This is a genomic window from Streptomyces sp. NPDC054765, from assembly GCF_053612065.1.
The window spans coordinates 62,050-78,598 of sequence record NZ_JBSHBP010000040.1 but is presented as its reverse complement, the minus strand read 5'-3'; the positions used below and the strand labels follow the sequence as shown (position 1 = coordinate 78,598).

Genomic DNA, 16,549 nt, shown 5'->3' with positions numbered 1-16,549 from the left:
TGGACGAGCGGCTCGGGAAGATCACCTTCTGGACGCTGTTCGTGGGCTTCCACGGCACCTTCCTCGTCCAGCACTGGCTGGGCGCCGAGGGCATGGTGCGCCGTATCCCCGACTATCTGGCCGCCGACGGATTCACCGCTCTGAACACCCTCTCCAGCATCTTCTCCTTCCTCCTCGGGCTCTCCCTCCTGCCGTTCTTCTACAACGTCTGGAAGACCGCGAAGTACGGCGAGAAGGTCGAGGCCGACGACCCGTGGGGCTACGGCCGTTCGCTGGAGTGGGCGACGTCCTGCCCGCCGCCCCGGCACAACTTTCTCACCCTGCCGCGTATTCGCTCCGAATCCCCGGCATTCGACCTGCACCACCCGGAGATCGCAGGCGAGGCCGGGGCCCTGGCACATACCGAGGAAGCGCCCGTCGCCGGCATCGGAGCACGCATATGAGTGAGGACAGCGGGACGGATATCGGATCGGATATCGGATCGGATATCGGAAGGTCCGGCGGAACGGGCATCGGAATGTGGAGGGGGGACGGTACGCAGATGGGCCGGCATCAGGGCCAGCACCGGGACCAGGGTCAGCACCAGGACCAGGACCAGGACCAGGCCATCAACGAGATCGAGGGATTTCTCCTCTGGGAGGCGGAGAAGGACCGGGCCCGCACCCGCGCTCAGGCCTTCTGCGCCGGTTTGCCCTGGCTCACCGATTCCCAGCGGCGGGAAGTGGAGCTGCGCTACTGCCAGGACCAGCGCGACATCTCACGAGCCTATCTGGAGCGCGTCGCGGTGCGCAGTGCCGCGCTGCGGACCGAATACGAAGGCGTCTACCGGGCCCTGCGGCGACGGCTGGTCACCGCGCTGCTGAGTGGCACGGTGGCGCTGGCGGCGCTGCTGACCGTGGCGTCCGCGGGCCTGACCGCGCGCTGAGCCGAGAGGGCAACGGCCCACCACGGGACGGGAAGGGGAAGGGAAGGGACGGGACGGGTGACGGCCGTATGCAACGGCCGTCACCCGTCACCCGTTACCCGTCACCCGTTACCCGTTACCCGTCACCCGTTACCCGTTACCCGTCACCCGTTACCCGTGGCCGGTCTGCCGGCCTGCCGGTCCGTCGTTCAGCCGGTGACGGTGATCTGGGATGCGGGGGCGGTGGTGTCGCTGACCCGGTAGACGGCGTTGAACGTCGAGCTGGTCGAGCTGGTGGGGCAGCCGAAACTGCCGGTCACCTTCACCGGCACCGACGCGTTGGTGAAGGTGAGGGTGGACGGTGCGCCGTTGGTCCAGGTGCCGTTCACCGTTGCCGCCGAGGTGGGGGCCGCGGTCACCGTGCAGGAGGCAAGACCGCTGGTCTTGAGCACGAACCCGCCCACGGGGATGGTCAGTCCGGCGGTCACCGGCGCCCCGTTCTGCATGGCCACGCCCCAGGCGCCCGTCGTGGTCACGGTCGCGCTGACACCGGGCATGCTCGTCGTACAGGAGCCGTAGGTCGCCGGAGTGGTGGAACTGCTCACCGGACCGGCCGGGTTCTGGTTGCCGGGCGCGGCCGGGACCTGCCCGCTGGAGGACGAGGTCGCGCACGTGACGGTCACCGAACCGGCCTTGAAGGTGGCCTTGCCGCTGAGCGTGGCGGTGAAGCTGTGACCTGCGGGGCTCACGGTCGTGGAGGCCGCCGCGGCGGACGGCGTCCCGGCGGGCTGTGCCGTCGCGGAGCCGGTCATGGCGAGCGACAGGCCGAGGGCCGCGACGATCCCGGTACCGGCGGTGAGTAAGGCGCGCTGACGGGGGGCACGGCGGGCGGGCTGCGTCATCGTCATCGTGGGTCTCCTTCTGAGGGGCGGGGGCCGGAGGGGTGGTGCGGCGGACGGTGCGGGCAGCGTTCGGGTTCCGTACGCGGACGGAGGTGTGGGGGTACGCGTACGGGCCGGCGCCGGCCGGCAGGGGCTACGGTTCGCCGGTCGCGGGCGCTGTCGCGGGCGCGGGCGGGCCGGGCTCCCCACTGGCCGCGGGCGGGCCGGGCTCGCCACTGGCCGCGGGCGGGCCGGGCTCGCCACTGGCCGCCGGCGGCGCGGACGTTGCGGGTTCCGCGGGTACGACCGGCTGCCAGGCAAAGATCATCGAGCCGCCGAGAATCCCGAGGACGGTGCCGATCAGAAAGCCACCGAGGTTGGACATCACCAGCGCGGCCGCCGCACAGAGCACCGTGAGCACACCCGCGAGTCCGCGGTAGTGCGGCGCGAACCACGCCGAGAGCGCCATCACGATCATCACCAGCCCCATCAGCACGGACGGGATACCGGCGATGCCCTGTTGCAGCATGATCTTCAGCGGTGCCAGGGGGATGGCACAGATCTCGGCGCCGGCGATGACGGTCACCAGACCGCCCCAGAAGGGCCGCCCCGTTCGCCAGCGCCGCCAGGTCAGAAGCATTCCTTCTTGCCCTTGGAGATCTTCATGCTCAGGCCGGACAGCTTGAACGTCCCTGCGTTGGTGGCCCAGGCGGTCTGCCTCAGATTGCTGATGTTGACGTCATCGGCCTGCTGGGCGAAGAGGTCCTGCATCCCCTGGGCGCTGTCCGGCCCCTTGTCGAGGGTGGAGGCGTCCCGGCCGATTTCGATGTGGTGGAAGGACGCATTGCCGGAGAGCTGGGTGGCGTCCACGAAGAGATCGGCTGCCTCGACGGGCTTGCTGCCCGTACCGGCGCTGAGGTTGAGCGAGATATCGCCGACGACCGGCAGGTGGGTGACGACCGACTGGCACAGATGGTTCAGCTGGGCCGTCTTGATGGCGGTGACGGCGACCGGCAGGAGATCACCCCTGGCGTTCGCGTCCACACTGCCGTACTGGGCGAATCCCTTGCCCGTGAGGCTGTCGGCGGAGACCTTGAACTGCTGTCCCGAGACGGCAAATGACGCCGCCAGCGCCCCGTTGGCCAGGGCGATGCCCAGGGCGGCGGTGCCGGCGAGGGCCGGGACGGACAGCACGGCGAACTTCCGCCAGCTGATGCGTCCCGTGACAGGTCTGCCGTGTGCGTCCTTCATAACGGTATGTCCCCTTCGAAGAGCGGTGGAGTGCACTGTGGAGCCGTGGGAGATGCAGATGCGCGGGGTGCGCGGGGTGAGGTGCGCGTGGCGCCGAAGACGCATGGCGAGCCGCCGTGTGCGCATATGGGGGAGAACGTGTGGCTCGGGGGTGCGCGCTGCCGGGCCGTGCGCGATAATGCCGAACTGCCGGGTGTTACTGGCCAGTTGAATGTAAGTCTGCCCATGACAGCTGGCAAGGTTGAGGGCGGAACCGTTTTCGGACATACCGCCGGTCCGGCTTTCGCCGCGCGCCCGCTCCCGCCCGCTCCCGCCCGCTCCCGCCTGCTCCCGCCCGCTCACCCGTTCCCACCCGCTTGACGTGCGCCGCCCGCCCTCCCGCCTGCCGCTCGCACCTCCCCTCCGCCGCACCCCTGCGCTGCGGCCTCGCCGGTCAGCCGTAGTGAACCCGTAGCTCCTTGACGCCGTTGAGCCAGGCCGAGCGGAGTCGGCGCGGATCGCCTGCCAGGGAGATGCCGGGCATCGCGTCCGCGAGGGCGTTGAAGATCAGGTTGATCTCCAGGACGGCAAGGGACTTGCCGAGGCAGAAGTGCGGTCCGCCGCCGCCGAATCCCAGGTGGGGGTTGGGGTCGCGGGTGATGTCGAAGACCTCGGGGTGGTCGAACACCTCCGGGTCGTTGTTGGCGGAGGAGTAGAAGATCCCCACCCGCTGGCCCTTCTTGATCTTCGCGCCGCCCAGTTCGGTGTCCTGGGTGGCGGTGCGCTGGAAGGAGACCACCGGCGTCGCCCACCGGACGATCTCCTCGGCCGCCGTCCCGGGGCGCTCGCGCTTGTAGAGCTCCCACTGGCCGGGATGGGTGAGGAAGGCATGCATCCCGTGGGTGATGGCATTGCGCGTCGTCTCGTTCCCGGCCACCGCCAGCAGCAGCACGAAGAAGCCGAATTCGTCGGAGCCGAGATTCCCCTCGTGCTCCGCCGCCACCAGCCGGCTGACGATGTCCTCGGCCGGGCATTCCTTGCGCGCCGCGGCGAGATTCATCGCGTACGAGATCAGCTCCATGGCCGCGTTGATGCCGACCTCTTCGGTGATGGCCAGTTCGGGATCGTCGTACGCGACCATTTTGTTCGACCAGTCGAAGATACGGGCCCGGTCGTCCTGGGGGATGCCGATGAGTTCCGCGATGGCCTGGAGGGGGAGCTCGCAGGCGACGTCGGTGACGAAGTCCCCGGAGCCGCTGCGGCGCGCCTCGGCGACGATGTGCGCCGCACGGTCGCGCAACGCGCCCTCCAGGGCGCGGATGGAGCGCGGGGTGAAGCCGCGCTGCACTATCTGGCGGACCCTGGTGTGCTCGGGCGGGTCCATGTTCAGCATGATCAGTTTCTGTACGTCGATCTGCTCACGGGTCATGGACGCGTGGAAGCGGATGATCGAGGTGTTGAGGTTCGCGGAGAAGATCTCCGGCTTGGTCGACACCTCCTTGACGTCCTGATGGCGGGTGACGACCCAGTAGCCGTCGTCGCCGAAGCCGGCAATGCCGTGCGGCTGGGCGTTCCACCACACGGGCGCGGTCTGCCGCAGCTGCGCGAACTCGGGGAGCGGAACGCGGGTCTGGTAGACGTCGGGGTCGGTGAAGTCGAACCCTTCGGGCAATGCGGGGCATGGCATCGGCGGCTCCTGGTCCATCCGGACTTCTGACGGCTCATCAGATATGGGTCGCGGTGAAGGTAGTGACGAGTTCCGCAAGAGGCAAGGGGTGCGACTACTCCCCTTGCGGACAAGGGTGTTGCACGCCCCTTGCGCCCCGGAGGGCGGCTCATAAGACTGTTTGTAGAACTAGAACGCGTACTAGTTCTTCTTCCGTGGGTGCCGGGACGCCCGCGGACGTGAGGAGAGGACGAGTCAGTCATGGCCGCGGAACCCGTCATCGTCGAAGCAGTACGCACTCCCATCGGCAAGCGCGCGGGCGCGCTCGCCAATCTGCACCCCGCCTACCTCCTGGGCGAGACCTACCGCGAACTCCTCGCCCGTACGGGCATCCAGCCCGACTGCATCGAACAGATCGTCGGCGGCACGGTCACCCACGCCGGTGAACAGTCCATGAACCCGGCACGCAACGCCTGGCTGGCGATGGGCCTCCCGTACGAGACGGCCGCGACCACCGTGGACTGCCAGTGCGGCTCCTCCCAGCAGGCCAACCACATGGTGGCCAACATGATCGCGGGCGGTGTCATCGACATCGGCATCGGCTGTGGCGTCGAGGCGATGTCCCGGGTGCCGCTCGGCAGCGGCTCCAAGCACGGCCCCGGCAAGCCCTGGCCCGACGAGTGGAACGTCGATCTGCCCAACCAGTTCGAAGCGGCCGAACGCATCGCCCGCAACCGGGGGCTGACCCGCGAGAACGTCGACTCGCTCGGCCTGATCTCACAGGAGCGGGCGGCCGCCGCCTGGGCCGAGGAACGCTTCAAACGGGAGACCTTCGCCGTCCAGGTCCCCACCACCGAGGACGAACAGGCCGCGGGCCAGGGCATGTGGCGGCTGGTCGACCGCGACGAAGGACCGCGCGACACCAGCATGGAGGCGCTGGGCGGCCTCAAGCCCGTGATGCCGACCGCCGTCCACACGGCGGGCAATTCCTCGCAGATCTCCGACGGAGCGGCCGCGGTGATGTGGGCCTCCAAGCGCATGGCGCGCGCCCTCAAGCTCAAGCCACGGGCCCGCATCGTGGCCCAGGCGCTGGTCGGCTCCGATCCGCACTTCCATCTGGACGGCCCCATCGACGCCACCCGTGCCGTGCTCGGCAAGGCCGGGATGTCCCTCAAGGACATCGATCTCGTCGAGATCAACGAAGCCTTCGCCTCCGTCGTGCTCTCCTGGGCGCAGGTCTTCGAGCAGGACCTGGAGAAGGTGAACGTGAACGGCGGCGCGATCGCCCTGGGCCACCCGGTCGGCGCCACCGGAGCCCGGCTCATCACCACCGCACTCCATGAACTCGAACGCCGGGACAAGGAATTCGCCCTGATCACCATGTGCGCGGGCGGGGCGCTGGCGACGGGGACGATCATCCAGCGGCTGTAGTGCCCGGAGCGGCCCCGTCGGGCGGATCGGGAGGGGACGGGACGGGAGGGGACGGGACGGGAGGGGACGGGACGGGAGCGGCCGAGCCGGGAGTGGACGAGTCGGGAGTGAACGAGACGGGGACGTCGAAGGCGGCCCGGCGGGTGGCGCGGCGCAGGGCCTTGAGGACGGTGCCGCCCAGCGTGCAGGTGAGGAGCACGGTGACCAGGGCCCGGGGGAGATCCCAGCCGAGGGAGGTGGCGAGGCAGTAGGCGAGATAGCGGGCGAGGTTGTGGCCGAGCGGGTCGCCGGGCACGAAGGAGACGCCCGAGGCCATGCCGCCGATATAGGGCCAGCCCTGGAGGTTCATGACCAGGCCGTAGAGGACGGCGGAGACGGCTCCGTAGGCGGCGAGCACGGCCAGCTCACGGCGGCCGCGCAGCCGGTCGGGTCCCGGCAGCAGTCCGGCGCCCATCGACACCCACCCCATCGTCAGCATCTGGAACGGCATCCAGGGGCCGACCCCGCCGGTCAGCAGTGCCGAAGCAAACATCGCCACGGAACCCAGTACGAACCCGAAGCCGGGCCCAAGGACCCGCCCCGACAGCACCATCAGAAAGAACATCGGCTCGATACCGGCGGTCCCCGCACCCAGCGGGCGCATCGCGGCCCCGGCCGCGGCCAGGACGCCGAGCATGGCGATGGCCTTCGCGTCCAGACCGGTGTCGGCAATGGTCGCCACGACAACGGCGAGCAGCATCGGCAGCAGCGCGGCGAACAGCCAGGGCGCGTCCTTGGAATGGGCGAGCCCGGAGGCGGAGTCGGCGAGCAGCGGCCACCCGAAGGCCATCACACCGATGGCCGAGATGAGGACCAGGGCGGCGACGGAACGGGGCCCGAGCCGTACGGCACGGGCCTGGCGGCCGAAGCCGGGTCCGGCGCCGGGACCATGACCGGCGCCGGTGCCGGTGAGGGCCTCGTCGCCGGCCGGCCCGTGCGGCAGCGCGGTCATGCGGTGTCCTCCAGGGCGTGGGCCACCTGAGGAACGGTCAGCCAGGACAGCGGGGCCAGCACCTTGGCAACCTGCGGTGCGAAGGAAGGCGAGGAGACCACGACCTCATCGGTGGGACCGTCGGCGACGATCTCACCGTCGGCGAGGATGACGACGCGATGAGCCAGTTCGGCGGCGAGTTCCACGTCATGGGTGGCCAGGACGATGGCGTGGCCCTCGCCGGCCAGGCTGCGCAGTACCTCGACCAGACGGGCCTTGGCGGCGTAGTCCAGGCCGCGGGTGGGCTCGTCGAGCAGCAGCAGCGGAGGACGGGCGGTCAGCACGACCGCAAGGGCGAGGGCGAGACGCTGGCCCTCGGACAGATCGCGGGGGTGCACGGAGTCCGGCACATCCGGCAGCAGCCGGGTCACCAGGGCCCGGCAACTGCCGGCGGGGGCGCCCGCGTCCTGGTCGGCCGCGGTGCATTCGGCGGCGACGGTGTCCGCGTGGAGCAGGTCGCGGGGTTCCTGGGGGACCAGGCCGACATGCCGCAGCAGATCGCGGGGCTTGGTGCGGTGCGGGATGGCGCCGCCGACCCGCACCGTGCCGGAGAACGGTGGGTGCATACCGACAAGGGTGGAGAGGAGGGTGGACTTCCCCGCCCCGTTACGGCCCATCAGGGCAAGGGTCTCGCCGGTGTGCACGGTCAGGTCCACCTGGTACAGCGCCTCGGTCCGGCCCCGGCGGACAGCGAGCCCGCAGACGGCCGCCGCGGCACCGGCCGGGACGGAAGCACCGGCCGGGGAGCCCGCGGAAGCACCGGCCGGGATGCCCGCGGAAGCAGGGGCCGGCACGGCCGGCGTGCCCGCCACGCGCCCGACCGTACCCGGTGCCGGTGGCCTGACCCCCGTCAGCCGCTCGCGCAGGGGTGCGGCCTTGCGGCGGGCATCGCGTACCGAGAGCGGGAGCGGGGACCAGCGGGCGAGGCGGCCGAGAGCCACCACCGGGGGGTGGACGGGCGAGACCGCCATGATGTCGGCGGGGGTGCCCACGACCGGGGGTGCGCCCGGGGAAGGGAGCAGGATGACCTGGTCGGCGTACTGGACCACCCGCTCCAGGCGGTGTTCGGCCAGCAGGACCGTGATGCCGAGATCGTGGACCAGGCGCTGGAGTACGGCGAGGACCTCTTCGGCCGCGGCGGGGTCGAGCGCCGAGGTCGGCTCGTCGAGCACCAGGACCTTGGGGTGGGGGGTGAGCACCGAACCGATCGCCACCCGCTGCATCTGCCCGCCGGACAGCGTGGTGAGGGCCCGGTCGCGCAGCTCGGCCAGACCCAGCAGGTCAAGGGTCTCCTCGACGCGGCGGCGCATCACGTCGGGGGCGAGACCGAGCGACTCCATGCCGTAGGCGAGTTCGTCCTCGACGGTGTCGGTGACGAAGTGCGCCCGCGGGTCCTGGCCCACGGTGCCGACGACATCGGCCAGTTCGCGGGGTTTGTGGGTGCGGGTGTCCCGGCCGTCGACGGTGACCCGGCCGCGCAGGGTGCCGCCGGTGAAGTGCGGGACGAGGCCGCAGACGGCGTTCAGGACGGTGGACTTGCCGACGCCGGAGGGGCCGATCAGCAGGCACAGTTCGCCCTCGGGGACGGTCAGGTCGATGCCCTGGACGGCGGGCGCCGCGGCATCGCCGTAGGTGACCGAGACCTGCTCGAACCGGATCACTGGACGGTCTCCTTCGCACACGGATCGACTTCGGGGGCACGGCCACCGGCCCCGGCCCCGGCCCGGTCCGTCCGCTCCGCCCGGTCCGTCCGCTCCCCCTGCTCCGCCCGGTCCGCGCGCGGCGGAAGCGGGGCGACGAACGCGGGCAGCAGCCCCACGAGAACGGAGACGGCCGGCCAGAGCGGGAGGACGGGGGCGGTGAGCGGGACGGCGGGCGGGTGGAGGGCGGCGGGCGCATAGGCGTTCGCCCAGATCATCAGGGCGGCGACGGCGATGCCGGAGCCCGCGACCAGCCAGGCGCGGACGCCCCACCGGTCGGGCCGGTAGCGGCTGCGCACCGACCGGCGGCCGCCGAGCCACAGCCCGGCGAGCGCCGCCGCCAGCCCGGCGAGCAGCAGCGGCAGCCCGTAGCCGCCCCCGGTGTCGCCCAGCAGCCCGTACGTTCCCGCGCAGATGCCGAGCAGCCCGCCGAGGGTGAGGACGGAAGTGAGATGCCGTACGGCGGGCGGCACCTCGGCGCTACGGCCGTAACCGCGCGCGTCCATGGCCGCGGCCAGCGCCACCGAGCGCTCCAGCGCGCCTTCCAGAACGGGCACGCCGACCTGGACCAGCGCCCGGAAGCCGCGGTCGGGGCGGCCGCGCAGCCGGCGGGCGGCGCGCAGCCGCTGGACGTCGGCGACCAGGTTCGGGGCGAAGGTCATCGCGACGACGACCGCCACGCCCGCTTCGTAGAGCGCACCGGGCAGGGACTTCAGCAGCCGGGCCGGGTTGGCGAGCGCATTGGCGGCGCCCACGCAGAGGAGGAGGGTGGCCAGTTTCAGCCCGTCGTAGAGGGCGAAGACCAGGCCCTCGGCGGTCACCCGGCCGCCGATCCGGACGCCCTTCGCCCAGTCCGGCAGCGGCACTTCGGGCAGCGTGACCAGGGTGTGCGTACCGGGGACCGGCGAGCCGAGGAAGAAGGCGAAGACCAGCCGGATGCCGATCACGACCAGCCCGAGCTTGGCGAACGCGCCGTACGAACGGGCCCACGGCGCATCCGTACGGCGGGCCGCGACGACATAGCCGGCCACCCCCACCAGCAGTCCCAGCAGCAGCGGATCGGTGGTGCGGGAGGCCGCGGTGGCCAGCCCGAGCGCCCACAGCCACCAGGCGCCGGCGTGCAGCGCGGTGGTACGGGTCGCCTGCGGGGCGCTCATCCGCGTCGGCGGCGCGCCTGCCACACCGCCGCTGCGCCCAGGACGACGACGGCCGCCACACCGCCGACCAGCCCGGCGGACGGGCCGCCGTCGCCCCCGCCGCCCGCTTCGCCCCCGCCGTTCGCGTCGCCCCCGGCCGCCGCGCCCGATGAGGGCGAAGCGGAGGACGCGCGCTCCCCGGCGCCCTTCACCTGGTCCGCGCACCCCGACTCCGGGTAACCGGCGATGGCGCACAGCAAGGCACCGGAGTCATAGCGCAGCGGCCGGGCGACCGCCGCCAGCGCCTCCCCCGCCGAGGCGTCCTCGGACACCTGGGCGCACTCCGTCCGGGCCTTCGGCGGCTGCTCGCCGCCGGCCGCGTCCGCCGCGGTGCCGAAGTCGAGAACGATGCCGATCCGCTTGCGGCCGTCCTTGGCGGGGGTGCCGTGGCAGATCGCGTCGAAACCGGCGGCCGCACGGGGCTTGCCGGCCGCGGCGGAGTCGGCGCTGACGGTGAAGCGGAAGCCCTCCACCGCGCCGTCGGCCGGCCGCAGCGTGGCCGGCCCTTCGGTGGCGTACGCCCAGGAGCTGCCCTTGCCCTCCCAGAAGGACCAGTAGCGGTACTCCTGCGCCTCGGCGGGCCCGGCGGCCAGACCGGTGACCGTACCGGCCAGCAGCACGGCACCGGCGATCCCGGTACGCCGCATCAGAGCTGCTTCTTCTTACGGCTGCTCAGCAGGAAGCCGATACCGGCGCCGATGGCGAGGCCGATGCCGATGACCCACACCACACCGAAGCCGCCGCCGTCCTGGGAACTGCCGGCGTCCTCGGTGTCCGTCTTCGCAGCCGCCGCCGGCTCGGGGCCGGTGGCATTGAGCGCGGCCACCAGGTCGGTGCCGCCGAAGGAGCGCGGGTCGGTACCGGTGGCGTGCGCGGCCAGCACCAGCTGGGCGTACGCGGCGGGTCCGTTCTGCCCGGCCCAGCCCGCCGCGTTCTTCTCCAGCCACTTCAGCGGCTTCGCGGTGGCGGCGCCGTGTGCGCCGGCCGCCAGCGCCACCACGGCATCGGCGGTGTTGCCGACATCGGGCTGCTGCTCCGCGCCCGGCATCACGGAGAGCAGATGCTGTCCGTTCTTGTCGAGCTGTGCGACGAGGTAGCCGTCGCCGGCCGCCGCGGCCTGCGCCGGATCGCCGGTGCCCGCCTTCTTGTCGCCGTCCTTGCAGTTCAGCGGCTTGACCGGGGTGTCCGTGCCCTTACCGGACGGTTCGACGACAAAGCCCTTGCCGAGCGCTCCGGTTGCGGCGGCCGCCGTGGCGTCGGCGTTCGGGGCCGCGCCCTTGAGCTGGAAGGTGAACGCGCCGTGCCCGTCGGCCTTCGCCCCGCAGCCCAGCTGGAAGGTGAGCAGCCCGTCGTAGGGGGTCTTGCCGCCTTTCTCCGACGTCACGGACCGGGGCTTCTCGCCCGCCGCCGTGAGCGCGCCGATGACCACGGAGGTGGAGTTGGCATCGCCGGCCGCGCCGGCCATCGAGCTCCAGCTGCCGTCCTCGTGCTGTACCGACTTCAGCCAGCGCACGGCCTTCTGCACGGCATCGCCGTGCCCGCCCAGCGCGGCCAGTGCCTGCACCGCCGCAGCCGTCTGGTTGGTGTCCCGCAGGGTCTTGGCGTCACAGGGCTTGCCCGGCGCGGCGCGGAAGGCGGTGAACGAGCCGTCGGCGCACTGCTGCCCGGCCAGCCAGTCCACGGCGGACGCCGCGGGACGGATGCCCACGGTGTCCTGGGCCAGCAGCGCGAGCGACTGCCGCCAGACCCCGTCGTACTGCGGGTCCTTGGTGCCGTACAGCCCGGCGGGCAGCTTCTTGGGGGACGCGGACGGGGACGGGGCGTCGGCGGAGTCCGCGTACGCGGCGGGGGCAGCGGCCGCGCCCAGCACCGCCACGGCCGCCAGCGCCGTGGCGGCGCGGCGCGCCAGGAAGGCGACGGAATGCGTCAAAGGGGCCTGGTGAGCCATGGAAGCCATGGGGGCCATCGGGTCGGTGCCTCTCGGGTCGGGTCGCGGCGGTGTTACGCAGCCGCGCTCGGCCGGCCGCCCGCGCGCCGATCCATGATCGGGCACGGTGGCACCGGGCTCAGCTCCGTATACCTCGACGGTGCCGCCGCACCGGCCGTCCGCGCGGGCGGGCGGTTCCGGTGGCGGGAGCCTTGGTCGTGCCCCCTCGGGTGCTCCGGCTCGTCCGGCCGTCCACGCCGGGCCGGGGGCACGGTGCGGGTATCCACGCCGGGCCGGGGCACGGTGCGGGCGGGGCCGTCCTCACGGTTGCGGGTCAGCGCCGGATTTCCACCGGCTTCCCCCGATCGGGTACGGATGAAGTTGTCCCGCACACCTTAACCGGCGCCCGGCGGGCACTCGCTCGCACGTACGAGACGGAACGAGACAGAACGGGGCGGCACCCGGCGGGACAAGGCGGGACAAGGCGGGACCGGGCGGGACCGGACAGCGCCGGCCGATACGCCAGGCCCGCATCCGACGCCCCCCTGCCCCCCGCCCCTTCACACCGCCTGGTACCGCAGCGGGCCGGACCCCGGCACCCGCTCCGCGTGCCCCAGCTTCACCAGGCGGCGCAGATGGGCCTCGGCCTCCGAGACGGCGATATTGCGGGAGGCGTAAGGGATCTGCTCCCACGGGCGGTTCCACTCCATGGCCATGGCGAGCTGCCAGGGGGTGCGGGGCTCGCGGAGCAGCGCCCTCAGCTGGGAGAGCCGCGCCTCGTGGTGGGCGGTCAGCTCACGGACGCGCCCGCCGGCGTCGGTGAAGGCGTGCTGGTGGGCGGGCAGCACCTCGGCGGGGGAGAGCCGGCCGACGCGTTCGAGGGAGTCGAGGTAGTCGCCCAGCGGGTCGGGACCGCCCCCCACCCTCTCGGCCGAGCCTGCCACGTCGTTCGGGCAGGGGTGAACCCCCTCGTCCTCCGGGTCCCCGTACAGGCCGATGTGCGGGGTGATGCCGGGGAGGAGATGGTCGCCGGAGAAGAGCCGGCCGAAGCCGCGGGCGAGCCCCGACGGGTGCTCCTCCTCCAGGTGGAGGCAGACATGCCCCGGGGTGTGCCCCGGGGTCCAGATGGCGCGCACCCGCCGGCCCGGCAGATCGAGCAGCTCACCGGGGGCGATGTCGCGGTCCGGCAGCGCGGCCCCCTGTCCGGGCAGCTTCCGGCCGCGCCCTGCGGCCCGCGCCTGACGCAGCGGTGCCAGATGCTCGTCCGGTGCGCCCGCCGCCGCGAGCCTGGCGGTCAGGCGGTCGAGCCACCGGCGAGGGTCGGCCCCGCGGGTGCGCCGGACCACCTCGGTGTCCGCGGCGTGCATCGCGATCCAGGCCCCGGAGGCCTCCCGCACCCTGGCCGAGAGTCCGTGGTGGTCGGGGTGGTGGTGGGTGATCAGCACGCCGTGGAGGTCGCTGACCGGGAAGCCGCAGGCGCTGACGCCGGCGACGAGGGTGTCCCAGGAGTCCGGGTCGTCCCACCCGGTGTCGATGAGCACCGGCCCGCGGTCGGTCTCCAGGAGATGGACGAGGGTGTGCCCGAGCGGGTTGTCCGGGATGGGGACGGCGATGCTCCACACCCCGCCCTTGTGGTCGGTCACCTGCGTCGTCATCCCGGTCCCCTCTCGGTGCGGCAGACACCCGGTACCCGGCCCTCACTATAACTAGAACTGGTTTCAATGCGGCGTGAAGCGGCCCCTCCTTCCTCGGTCGTTGGGATTCGGCCCGCGCCGTGGACTCCTCCCACTGGAACTGGTATCAGTTCCAGTTGCGGTACGTGATTCTGATGCAGCGTCAGCAAACATCCCGGGATCCGTCCAGGGTCCTCAGGAACCGTCAGGGATTGCCGGACGGTGGCCAACCCGCGGGAGGCGGCAGCGATGAGCGACCTCGTCGAGCACGGAAAGCTCTACATAGGCGGTGAGTGGGCCGATCCGGCCGGCCGGGACACCATCGAGGTCGTCTCACCCCACACCGAACAGGTCATCGGCCGGGTGCCGCACGCCGCACGGGCCGATGTCGACCGCGCGGTGGCCGCGGCCCGCACGGCCTTCGACTCCGGGGAGTGGGCGAACGCCCCGCTGGCGGACCGGATCGCGGTGGTGACCCGTATCAAGGACGCCTTCGCGGCCCGCAGCGAGGAGTTCGCCAAGGTCATCAGCTCCGAGAACGGCACCCCCTTCACCTCCGGCGTCATGGTGCAGTCGCTGGCCGCGATGCTGGTGTGGGACGCGGCGCTGACGGTGGCCCGGGACTTCCCGTTCGAGGAGCGGCGGGCCGGGGTGCTGGGGCCGCTGCTGGTGCGGCGGGAGCCGGCCGGGGTGGTCGCGGCCGTGGTGCCGTGGAACGTCCCGCAGTTCACCGCCGCCGCCAAGCTCGCGCCGGCGCTGCTGGCCGGCTGCTCGGTGGTGCTCAAGGTGTCCCCGGAAACCCCGCTGGACGCGTACCTCCTCGCGCAGATCGCGACGGAGGCCGGGCTGCCGCGGGGCGTGCTGTCGGTGCTGGCCGCGGACCGCGAGGTGAGCGAGTACCTGGTCGGGCACCCGGGCGTGGACAAGGTGTCGTTCACCGGCTCGGTGGCGGCGGGCAAGCGGGTCATGGAGGTCGCCGCCCGCAACCTCAGCCGGGTCACCCTGGAACTGGGCGGGAAGTCCGCCGCGGTGATCCTGCCCGACGCGGATCTGGACGCGGCGGTGGCCGGCATCGTGCCGTTCGCCTGGATGATCAACGGCCAGGCCTGTGTGGCCCAGACGCGGATCCTCGCCCCGCGCAGCCACTACGACGAGATCGCCGAACGGTTCACCGCGGCGGCGTCCGCGCTCACCGTCGGCGACCCGCTGGACCCGGCCACCGAACTCGGCCCGCTGGTCGCCCGCCGCCAGCAGCAGCGCTCGCTGGACTACATCGCGCTCGGTCAGCGGGAAGGCGCCAAGGTCCTCACCGGCGGCGGCCGGCCGGCCGGGCAGCCGACGGGCTGGTACGTCGAGCCCACCCTCTTCGGCGAGGTCGCCAACTCCATGCGGATCGCCCGTGAGGAGATCTTCGGCCCGGTGATCTGCCTGCTGCCGTACGACGACGAGGCGGAGGCGGTGCGGATCGCCAACGACTCCGACTACGGGCTCTCCGGCTCGGTGTGGACGGCCGACGTCGGCCACGGCATCGCTCTCGCCCGGCAGGTGCGCACCGGGACGTACTCGGTGAACACCTTCAGCATCGACATGCTCGGCCCGTTCGGCGGCTACAAGAACTCCGGCATCGGGCGGGAGTTCGGGCCCGAGGGCTTCGGTGAATATCTGGAGCACAAGATGATCCATCTGCCGGCGGGTGCCTGATGGGGGACCGCTGGCAGGTGGAGGTGGACCGGCGCGTCTGCATCGGGTCCGGGATGTGCGTCGCGGCGGCGCCGGACGGCTTCCGGCTGGACTCAGCCCGGCAGTCACACGCGCTGGCGCCGGAGACGGAGGCCGGCGAGGACGTGCTGGCGGCGGCCGAGGGCTGCCCCGTCGAGGCGATCACCCTGACCGCGGCCGGCAGCGGGGAGGCGGTCTTCCCGCCCGAGGAGTGAACGGCCCGGGGCGGGGCGGCGGTGGGAGTGGCGTGGCGGGGGGCCGGGGCCCGTAGGGGGCGCGGGGTGGTGGTCCCGTAAGGGGCCGGTGGGCCCCTTGCGGGCCAACTACCCGTGCCGGGGCCGGGGTTAACCCAGCCCCTTGGGCTATCGCTCCGCCCCGGGCGCCGTGAGGTCGATCAGCCGGCACACCGTCTCGATGTCTATCTTCACCTGGGCGATCGAGGCCCGTCCGGACAGCCAGGTGATCAGTGCCGAGTGCCAGGTGTGCTCGATGACCCGGACCGCGGAGAGCTGTTCGGGGGTGGCGGGGCCGTCCAGGCCCATCGCGTCGAGGATGATCGCGGTGGTCAGCCGGGAGACGGTGTCGACCTCGGGGCTGACGGAGCGGTCGGCGAAGGTCAGCGCGCGCACCATCGCGTCCGCGAGGTGCGGCTCGCGCTGCAGTGCGCGGAACGCCCGCATCAGGGTCTGGGCCACCCGCGCGCCCGGGTCCGGCTCCGACGGCGGCCGCTTGCGCAGCGTTTCGTGCATGTGCTGGAGCTGGTCCTGCATGGTGGCGACCAGCAGGTGCACCTTGGAGGGGAAGTAGCGGTAGAGGGTGCCGAGCGCGACCCCCGAGGACTCGGCGACCTCGCGCATCTGCACGGCGTCGAAGCCACCACGGGACGCCAGCTTGGCGCTGGTGTGCAGGATGCGGCGGCGCCGGGCCTCCTGACGCTCGGTCAGGGGAGGACTCGCGGGAAGCGCCGGTCTGGCCGCCTTGGATTCCGTAGTCATATTTCCCATTCCGTGGCATTCCGTCCGCGATGCGGCGGGTGCCGGTGGTGTGCTCGGCACAGCATGGCAGGGGGGCGGGTGGTGGCGCGAATCACCTGGTGCGGCTCTTTTCGCATCGTTCTCGGCCGGTAGATTCGAAGCTCGGTGAACTGATCAGTAGCCAATCAGTTCTGAAACTTGTTCTAGATTACCGCCAG

The 16,549-nt window shown here is 72.1% G+C and carries 16 protein-coding genes and 1 riboswitch; of the genes, 5 read left to right on the top strand and 11 right to left on the bottom strand.

What is annotated here, in order from left to right; genetic code table 11:
* Both ACWGJY_RS24140 and ACWGJY_RS24135 read left to right on the top strand, forming a co-directional pair.
* A partial coding sequence (locus ACWGJY_RS24140; RefSeq protein WP_453262916.1) for a cbb3-type cytochrome c oxidase subunit I occupies positions 1–443 on the top strand: 443 nt, incomplete at its 5' end.
* A gap of 98 nt (positions 444–541) precedes the next feature.
* On the top strand, positions 542–925 hold the full coding sequence (locus tag ACWGJY_RS24135; protein WP_453262915.1) for a hypothetical protein: 384 nt from the start codon (positions 542–544) through the stop codon (positions 923–925).
* A gap of 188 nt (positions 926–1,113) precedes the next feature.
* Here ACWGJY_RS24135 and ACWGJY_RS24130 read toward each other — a convergent pair whose 3' ends face one another.
* From ACWGJY_RS24130 to ACWGJY_RS24115, 4 genes are all read right to left on the bottom strand, one after another.
* The gene (locus tag ACWGJY_RS24130) at positions 1,114–1,812 is read right to left on the bottom strand and encodes a hypothetical protein (RefSeq protein ID WP_453262914.1); all 699 of its coding nucleotides are present in this window, start codon (positions 1,810–1,812) and stop codon (positions 1,114–1,116) included.
* Positions 1,813–1,939: 127 nt separating this feature from the next.
* A complete protein-coding gene (locus ACWGJY_RS24125; protein ID WP_453262913.1) occupies positions 1,940–2,425 on the bottom strand; it encodes a DUF6114 domain-containing protein in 486 nt (161 codons plus the stop codon).
* Entirely contained in the window at positions 2,416–3,036 is a 621-nt protein-coding gene (locus tag ACWGJY_RS24120; RefSeq protein ID WP_453262912.1) for a DUF6230 family protein, read from the bottom strand. The genes ACWGJY_RS24125 and ACWGJY_RS24120 overlap by 10 nt, the downstream gene beginning before the upstream one ends.
* 433 nt (positions 3,037–3,469) lie before the next feature.
* A complete protein-coding gene (locus ACWGJY_RS24115) occupies positions 3,470–4,702 on the bottom strand; it encodes a cytochrome P450 (protein ID WP_453262911.1) in 1,233 nt (410 codons plus the stop codon).
* A 240-nt stretch (positions 4,703–4,942) separates the two neighbouring features.
* Between ACWGJY_RS24115 and ACWGJY_RS24110 the strand changes: the two genes are divergently transcribed.
* Positions 4,943–6,112 (top strand): steroid 3-ketoacyl-CoA thiolase, encoded by a 1,170-nt coding sequence (locus tag ACWGJY_RS24110; RefSeq protein WP_453262910.1) that lies wholly within the window; start codon positions 4,943–4,945, stop codon positions 6,110–6,112.
* Here the strand turns inward: ACWGJY_RS24110 and ACWGJY_RS24105 are convergent.
* The 6 genes from ACWGJY_RS24105 to ACWGJY_RS24080 form a co-directional block, all read right to left on the bottom strand.
* Positions 6,096–7,103: an ECF transporter S component gene (locus tag ACWGJY_RS24105; protein WP_453262909.1), complete on the bottom strand. Its 1,008-nt coding sequence runs from the start codon at positions 7,101–7,103 to the stop codon at positions 6,096–6,098. The two genes, ACWGJY_RS24110 and ACWGJY_RS24105, sit on opposite strands and share 17 nt — an antisense overlap.
* Positions 7,100–8,803 (bottom strand): ABC transporter ATP-binding protein, encoded by a 1,704-nt coding sequence (locus ACWGJY_RS24100; protein ID WP_453262908.1) that lies wholly within the window; start codon positions 8,801–8,803, stop codon positions 7,100–7,102. Before ACWGJY_RS24100 ends, ACWGJY_RS24105 begins: the two co-directional genes overlap by 4 nt.
* Positions 8,800–9,999 carry an energy-coupling factor transporter transmembrane component T gene (locus tag ACWGJY_RS24095; protein WP_453262907.1) on the bottom strand — a complete coding sequence of 400 codons (1,200 nt, stop codon included), beginning with the start codon at positions 9,997–9,999 and terminating at the stop codon, positions 8,800–8,802. The genes ACWGJY_RS24100 and ACWGJY_RS24095 overlap by 4 nt, the downstream gene beginning before the upstream one ends.
* Entirely contained in the window at positions 9,996–10,685 is a 690-nt protein-coding gene (locus ACWGJY_RS24090; RefSeq protein WP_453262906.1) for an SCO2322 family protein, read from the bottom strand. Before ACWGJY_RS24090 ends, ACWGJY_RS24095 begins: the two co-directional genes overlap by 4 nt.
* On the bottom strand, positions 10,685–12,004 hold the full coding sequence (locus ACWGJY_RS24085) for a prenyltransferase/squalene oxidase repeat-containing protein (protein WP_453262905.1): 1,320 nt from the start codon (positions 12,002–12,004) through the stop codon (positions 10,685–10,687). The genes ACWGJY_RS24090 and ACWGJY_RS24085 overlap by 1 nt, the downstream gene beginning before the upstream one ends.
* Before the next feature lie 236 nt (positions 12,005–12,240).
* A riboswitch (cobalamin riboswitch) is annotated at positions 12,241–12,359 on the bottom strand.
* A 166-nt stretch (positions 12,360–12,525) separates the two neighbouring features.
* The gene (locus ACWGJY_RS24080; RefSeq protein WP_453262904.1) at positions 12,526–13,620 is read right to left on the bottom strand and encodes an MBL fold metallo-hydrolase; all 1,095 of its coding nucleotides are present in this window, start codon (positions 13,618–13,620) and stop codon (positions 12,526–12,528) included.
* A 267-nt stretch (positions 13,621–13,887) separates the two neighbouring features.
* Here ACWGJY_RS24080 and ACWGJY_RS24075 point away from each other — a divergent pair, with 267 nt between their 5' ends.
* Both ACWGJY_RS24075 and ACWGJY_RS24070 read left to right on the top strand, forming a co-directional pair.
* On the top strand, positions 13,888–15,339 hold the full coding sequence (locus ACWGJY_RS24075; RefSeq protein ID WP_453262903.1) for an aldehyde dehydrogenase: 1,452 nt from the start codon (positions 13,888–13,890) through the stop codon (positions 15,337–15,339).
* Positions 15,339–15,572 carry a ferredoxin gene (locus tag ACWGJY_RS24070; RefSeq protein WP_453262902.1) on the top strand — a complete coding sequence of 78 codons (234 nt, stop codon included), beginning with the start codon at positions 15,339–15,341 and terminating at the stop codon, positions 15,570–15,572. The genes ACWGJY_RS24075 and ACWGJY_RS24070 overlap by 1 nt, the downstream gene beginning before the upstream one ends.
* Before the next feature lie 147 nt (positions 15,573–15,719).
* Here the strand turns inward: ACWGJY_RS24070 and ACWGJY_RS24065 are convergent, their stop codons facing one another.
* A complete protein-coding gene (locus tag ACWGJY_RS24065) occupies positions 15,720–16,352 on the bottom strand; it encodes a TetR family transcriptional regulator (RefSeq protein WP_453262901.1) in 633 nt (210 codons plus the stop codon).
* Positions 16,353–16,549: the final 197 nt, after the last annotated feature.

What these genes read in the sequence shown, in the direction of transcription:
- ACWGJY_RS24135 (WP_453262915.1), top strand. Translation starts at nt 542, where the DNA reads ATGGGCCGGCATCAGGGCCAGCACCGGGACCAGGGTCAGCACCAGGAC.
- ACWGJY_RS24130 (WP_453262914.1), bottom strand. Translation starts at nt 1,812, where the DNA reads ATGACGATGACGCAGCCCGCCCGCCGTGCCCCCCGTCAGCGCGCCTTA.
- ACWGJY_RS24125 (WP_453262913.1), bottom strand. Translation starts at nt 2,425, where the DNA reads ATGCTTCTGACCTGGCGGCGCTGGCGAACGGGGCGGCCCTTCTGGGGC.
- ACWGJY_RS24120 (WP_453262912.1), bottom strand. Translation starts at nt 3,036, where the DNA reads ATGAAGGACGCACACGGCAGACCTGTCACGGGACGCATCAGCTGGCGG.
- ACWGJY_RS24115 (WP_453262911.1), bottom strand. Translation starts at nt 4,702, where the DNA reads ATGCCATGCCCCGCATTGCCCGAAGGGTTCGACTTCACCGACCCCGAC.
- ACWGJY_RS24110 (WP_453262910.1), top strand. Translation starts at nt 4,943, where the DNA reads ATGGCCGCGGAACCCGTCATCGTCGAAGCAGTACGCACTCCCATCGGC.
- ACWGJY_RS24105 (WP_453262909.1), bottom strand. Translation starts at nt 7,103, where the DNA reads ATGACCGCGCTGCCGCACGGGCCGGCCGGCGACGAGGCCCTCACCGGC.
- ACWGJY_RS24095 (WP_453262907.1), bottom strand. Translation starts at nt 9,999, where the DNA reads ATGAGCGCCCCGCAGGCGACCCGTACCACCGCGCTGCACGCCGGCGCC.
- ACWGJY_RS24090 (WP_453262906.1), bottom strand. Translation starts at nt 10,685, where the DNA reads ATGCGGCGTACCGGGATCGCCGGTGCCGTGCTGCTGGCCGGTACGGTC.
- ACWGJY_RS24085 (WP_453262905.1), bottom strand. Translation starts at nt 12,004, where the DNA reads ATGGCCCCCATGGCTTCCATGGCTCACCAGGCCCCTTTGACGCATTCC.
- ACWGJY_RS24080 (WP_453262904.1), bottom strand. Translation starts at nt 13,620, where the DNA reads ATGACGACGCAGGTGACCGACCACAAGGGCGGGGTGTGGAGCATCGCC.
- ACWGJY_RS24075 (WP_453262903.1), top strand. Translation starts at nt 13,888, where the DNA reads ATGAGCGACCTCGTCGAGCACGGAAAGCTCTACATAGGCGGTGAGTGG.
- ACWGJY_RS24070 (WP_453262902.1), top strand. Translation starts at nt 15,339, where the DNA reads ATGGGGGACCGCTGGCAGGTGGAGGTGGACCGGCGCGTCTGCATCGGG.
- ACWGJY_RS24065 (WP_453262901.1), bottom strand. Translation starts at nt 16,352, where the DNA reads ATGACTACGGAATCCAAGGCGGCCAGACCGGCGCTTCCCGCGAGTCCT.